Raw genomic sequence first — 3,684 nt, 5'->3', positions numbered from 1 at the left:
GCGCCATGTCGGTCACGAGGTCACCGGAGCCCGCTCCCTGTGCGAGGCGGTCACCCACACCCTCCCGCAAGGCCTCCGGGACGAACGTGCGCGCGAGCGGCCAGTTCGCATATGCGAGCAGGTAGCCGAGTGCGAGGCCGCCGAACAGCAGCGCAGCGGCGAGCAGGATAGGGCGGGCGTTCGCGCGCACGAGCCGGGGGTAGTCCGACGCGAGGAAGCGCCGCAACACCGCGAGGCGCCGGGGCGGGGAGCCGTACAGCTCGGCGTGCGCTCGGGCGACGAGCGCGTTCAGGTACGCGGTCGTGCGCGCGCCCGGGAAATGCGTCTGGGCGAACGCGAGGTCGGCGGCGGTGCAGCGGTAGTCCTCGTGCATCTCCTTGAGCGTGTCCGCATCGAGTTTCGCGACGCCGTGCGAGGCCGCCCGCCCGACGGCGTCGTCGAGGCGCTGCCACGCGTCGCGCGACCCGGCTATGAACTCCCGCTCGTCCACTGCACTCCGTTCCGGCCGCTTCGCGCCCATGCTAGCACCGGTGCGTCGGCGTTCCCTATGATGCGAGAGAGGCGGACGCGGGCGTGACGCCCGGGCGTTCCACAACGACGCGTGAGTGAGGTTTCATGCCCGCATCGGATACCGGCGAGACGCTGAAGGTCGAGACGCCCGAGTCGGTGGCGTTCGACTTCGAGCTGGCGAACGTCGGTTCGCGGGGGCTCGCGGTCCTGCTCGACACGTTGCTGCTCACGCTGCTCATCGCAGCGGAGGCTGCCGCGGCCGCGGGGGTCCTCTACCTGGCCTCTCGCTACGCCGCCGCGAGCTTCCGGGCGGTCGCTGCGTGGACCGGCGCCGCTACGCTGGTCGTGGCGTTCCTGACCGCTTGGGGCTACTTCGTTTTCGGTGAGGTGGTCCGCGGGGGGCGTACGCCCGGCAAGCGTGCGTTGGGCTTGCGCGTCGTGCGCGACGACGGGAGCCGCGTGGGGTTCGCGGATTCGACCATCCGCAACGTCCTGCGGATCGTCGACGTGCTGCCCGGGAACTACGCGGTGGGCATCGCGTCGGTGATCGTGTCGTCACGGCGCAAGCGGCTCGGCGACATGGCCGCGGGCACCGTCGTGGTGCGCGAAGCGGCGCCGGTCGTCATCGAGCTGGACCCGGGCCGCTCGCCGGAGGCCGTGGCGCTCGCGCGCGAGTTCCTCGAGCGGCGCGAGGGGTTGTCGCCCGAGGCGCGGCTGCAGGTCGGCGCCGAGGTGCTCCGCGCCCTGGGCGAGGAACCGGCGGCCGGAGCGGAGGATGGGGACGTCGCCGCGCGCATCGCGGAAGCCGTAGGCGGGTAGTCCGGCGCGCCCGCGGGTTGACCGGCAGGCGCGGTGCCCGTATCGTGAACCACCGACATCAACCTAGTTAACGGAGGTCATCCATGCCGTCCGGCCGCACCCGCTCGCTCGTCACCGCCGCCCTGATCGCCGCCCTGCTCTCGGCGTCCGCGTACCTCACCATCCCGACGCAGCCCGTGCCGGTGACGCTCCAGGTCTTCGTCGTGCTGCTCGCCGCGCTGCTGCTCGGTCCGGGCTGGGCCGGTGCGGCGGTGGGTGCGTATCTGCTGCTCGGCGCGGCGGGCGTGCCGGTGTTCTCCGGTCCGGCGGGTGGGATCGGCGTACTCGTCGGCCCCCGGGCTGGCTACCTGTTCGGCTTCCTCGCGGCCGCGGTGCTCGGCTCGGCCGTTCGCTCGGCGCTCGCCCGGCGCCACCGCGGCGCGGCCGACGCGGCCGCGTGCGTCGTGGCGATCCTCGTGGTCTACGCACTCGGGTGGGGTGTGCTGACGGCCGTGAGCGGCATGACGCCCGCGGCAGCGTTCACCGCGGGCGTCGTCCCGTTCGTGCCGCTCGACGTCGTGAAGGCGTTCGCAGCGGTGGCGGTCGCGGCCGGCGTCAGGCGGGCGCTTCCCACTCCGGGAACGACTGCGCAGGCGATGCGTCAGGCCTGATCGGAGCCGGCTTCGCGAACGCGGCCTCCCAGTCGACCCTCGCCGTCTTGGCCATGAAGTAGGCGAGCGTCAGCACGCTGCCGATAGCGACGGCGAGCCCGGTCAGCCCCTCGAAGAAGAAGCTGTACGAGAACAGCACGAGGAACACGACCTGGCTGATCGCGATCTCGATGAGCGCGCGGTTCGCCCCCAGCACCGCCCGCAGGTAGCCCACGCACAGCCCGACCGAGACCACGGAGCAGATCGCGAACGCGACGTTCAGGTCGATACGGTCCACGAGGTACGCGAAGAGCAGGTGGAACGCGAAGAACCCCGCGGCGATGAAGCCGTAGTGCATCGGGTGGAGCCGCACGTCCTTCGTGGCGGTGAGCAGGACCAGCGCGGCGAAGAAGAAGAGCAGCGCGACCGGCGCGAAGAACGACACCCGCGAGGCGAGCGGGCCCGGCTGGATGCGCTGGGGCATGGTCAGCGCGATCGGGCGCCCGGAGACCACGGAGTCGTAGTCCCAGCGCAGTTCGAGCCCGTCGCCGGCCGGCTTGCGCGACTTCGGCGAGACGGAACCCTCCGGGAAGTCCACGTTCGCGAAGTCGGTCCTCATCGTGAGCGAGAAGTCGCGCACCACCGATGCCCCACCTGCCGCGGGGACGTACTCCCAGCGGTCGAGTCCGCCGGTGACGTATCCCGTGTGCACCGTGGCGGTCTTGCCGGCGGCGAGTTCGAACCGCACGCGCGCCGCACCCTGGTCGTAGGTGACCGGTACCTCGACGCCGTCGATCGTCACCGCGAAGCCGTCGTACACCCCCGACGGGTCCGGGAAGGTGAAGAGCATCTCGGCTTCGGTCGCGGCCCTCGAGGGATTGACGACGCGGTAGTCCGCGGCGAAGTCGACGTGGTAGGTCGAGTACCACATGAGGCCCTTGCGGCGCTGGTCGAGGTCGAACGATGCGGTGATGTCGCTGCCCGAGATCTCGATGCGCTTGCCGGACTTGCCTCCCATGGTGAACACGGGCGCCTGCTGGGACTGCGGCTGTCCGTAGAGCCCGCCGACGGCGTTGCGCAGGTTCGCATCGGCCGTCTCGGTCCTCACGGTCGTGGCGCCGCCGAGCACCACCCACGCTACGCACACGAAGACGAAGATCAGGCCGATCGCGAGCAACCTCAGTGCGCTCATGCGCTTCCCTCCTCTGTGGGCGCGGGCCAGTGGCCGCGTCGCCCTGCGGTGGACGCTGCGGCCAGGCTCATCCGCAACGCGTCCAGGTCCAAGAGCGCGCCCGGACAGGCGGATGCGGAGACCTCACGGTGTCCGCGCACCGACCGGGCGTCGAAGCCGTACTCCGAGAACGCTCCGAGCGCGAGTGACTCGAGCGCGTCCATCTGCGCAGGGGTGGGTCCGCGGCCACCGCGGACGAAGTCGCCGACGAGAGCGACACCGACCGAGTGCAGGTTGTCCTCGCCGCTGCGTGTCCCCGAGCCCCAGTACTCGAGCGGGCGCCCGGCCTGCACGCGGCCGTCGGGGAGGATGACGAAGTGGTATGCGCAGTCGCGTGCGTCGCCGGTGCCGAGCCCGAGGCCGCGGCGGCGATGGGACTCGGCGACGAATGCCGCGTCGACCTCGCGTCCGCCCGCGACGGCGGGCGTCGCGGTGTGGTGGACGGTCAGGCGGTCGATGACCCGGTCGCCCGCCGCGGCCGCCACCGTCCCGCGC

At 71.8% G+C, this 3,684-nt stretch carries 5 protein-coding genes; 2 read left to right on the top strand and 3 right to left on the bottom strand.

What is annotated here, in order from left to right:
• A partial coding sequence (locus FDZ70_07725; protein TLM73407.1) for a hypothetical protein occupies positions 1 to 490 on the bottom strand: 490 nt, incomplete at its 3' end.
• A gap of 125 nt (positions 491 to 615) precedes the next feature.
• Here FDZ70_07725 and FDZ70_07720 point away from each other — a divergent pair.
• Together FDZ70_07720 and FDZ70_07715 are read left to right on the top strand one after the other, a co-directional pair.
• On the top strand, positions 616 to 1,329 hold the full coding sequence (locus FDZ70_07720; GenBank protein TLM73406.1) for an RDD family protein: 714 nt from the start codon (positions 616 to 618) through the stop codon (positions 1,327 to 1,329).
• Positions 1,330 to 1,412: 83 nt separating this feature from the next.
• Positions 1,413 to 1,979 carry a biotin transporter BioY gene (locus FDZ70_07715; GenBank protein ID TLM73405.1) on the top strand — a complete coding sequence of 189 codons (567 nt, stop codon included), beginning with the start codon at positions 1,413 to 1,415 and terminating at the stop codon, positions 1,977 to 1,979.
• Here FDZ70_07715 and FDZ70_07710 read toward each other — a convergent pair.
• The gene (locus FDZ70_07710) at positions 1,924 to 3,150 is read right to left on the bottom strand and encodes a hypothetical protein (protein TLM73404.1); all 1,227 of its coding nucleotides are present in this window, start codon (positions 3,148 to 3,150) and stop codon (positions 1,924 to 1,926) included. The two genes, FDZ70_07715 and FDZ70_07710, sit on opposite strands and share 56 nt — an antisense overlap.
• Positions 3,147 to 3,684: N-acetylmuramoyl-L-alanine amidase (locus FDZ70_07705; GenBank protein ID TLM73403.1), on the bottom strand; the 538-nt coding region annotated here is incomplete at its 5' end. The genes FDZ70_07705 and FDZ70_07710, both read right to left, overlap by 4 nt.

This window comes from Actinomycetota bacterium, assembly GCA_005774595.1.
GTDB lineage: Bacteria > Actinomycetota > Coriobacteriia > Anaerosomatales > D1FN1-002 > D1FN1-002.
Note: the sequence above shows the minus strand (reverse complement) of the source record. Positions and strands in the feature narration are given on the sequence as shown.